The following is a 993-nucleotide window of genomic DNA, read 5'->3' as shown; positions in this document are numbered from 1 at the left end:
ATCGGAGAAGTTCATGGTCAATTGGCCTTGTATTCTGAAATTAGATGGTGATGATGAGCTTGTTTATTTGGGTTCTGAAGCTGATTTGAATTGCGAGTGTGTGGATTCGATCGTTAGTCCAAGCGATCGAGTCATTGATTCTGAAGGTTTTGTCTATTCAATTGTTTCAGATGGCTCAGTAGTTCACTTGATTGGAAACTCAATCCAGATTTCAGCAGAGGAAGCGTCTAGATTGATTCAACGTCATGAGTTTTGTTTAGCGGAAGTCTGTTTGACAAAAATTCAGTTTGAAACAGTCGCTGAAGCATTTAACTGTTTGAAATCTTAGGCTAAATAAACATAACAAAGCGTTAAAGAGGGATTCGTGCCGCATGGCATTTTTGGTTTACTGTGAGTTTTTGTGGTGAAAGTGGTCTGCGGAAGGTTTGTTTAGGCGGCATTCACCCCTTAACGCAGCGTTAGCACTGGGTTGACATCAAAGGCTAAAAGTTTCTGTTTTTATTGGTTTCTTTTTCTCGCTTTACACCTGATTAAATGTGCTTTTCAGGTTCTCTCCGGTGGCACTAGATGTGAAGTTTTCGCTGTGAGTTTATCGTTTACGGTTTCTAACTTTCGGGCTATTTCTCTGGTGCGGCTTCTTTGGTGTTGAGAGATTTTCGTCAAAGAACGAGTTTCTTTGGCGCGGTCGTTTAGTTCTAAAGCCCGTATCCTTTGCTAATTTGAACACGGCGAAAATAGGGCAGTTAAGCAAGTTTTTCTTCTCGCCAACTTGCGTTTTGAGAGTGAGTTCTAGTTTGGCAGTTGTCCCTTTAGCTTCAGCGTTTTAAGCCAGAAATTTCGTGCTATATTTCAATACTTTGGTGTACTTAAAATACTTTAAGGGCAGCGTGCTAACAAACAGTTCAAGAGGGATTCAGCACGCGTGGCATTTTTGGTATGCGGCTGATTTCGGTGTTGAAGTGCCATGCAATAGCTTTGGTATTGCGTGCTTCA

Annotated in this window: 1 protein-coding gene; it reads left to right on the top strand. The window is 41.4% G+C overall.

The annotated features are described in order from the left end of the window. Positions 1-13 precede the first annotated feature (13 nt). Positions 14-328, top strand: a complete 315-nt coding sequence (locus tag R8O11_RS25520) for a DUF4144 domain-containing protein (RefSeq protein ID WP_318194649.1) — start codon at positions 14-16, stop codon at positions 326-328. Positions 329-993: the final 665 nt, after the last annotated feature.

The sequence above is a fragment of the Vibrio sp. 1288 genome (assembly GCF_033344475.1).
This window is presented reverse-complemented; position numbering and strand designations above follow the sequence as displayed.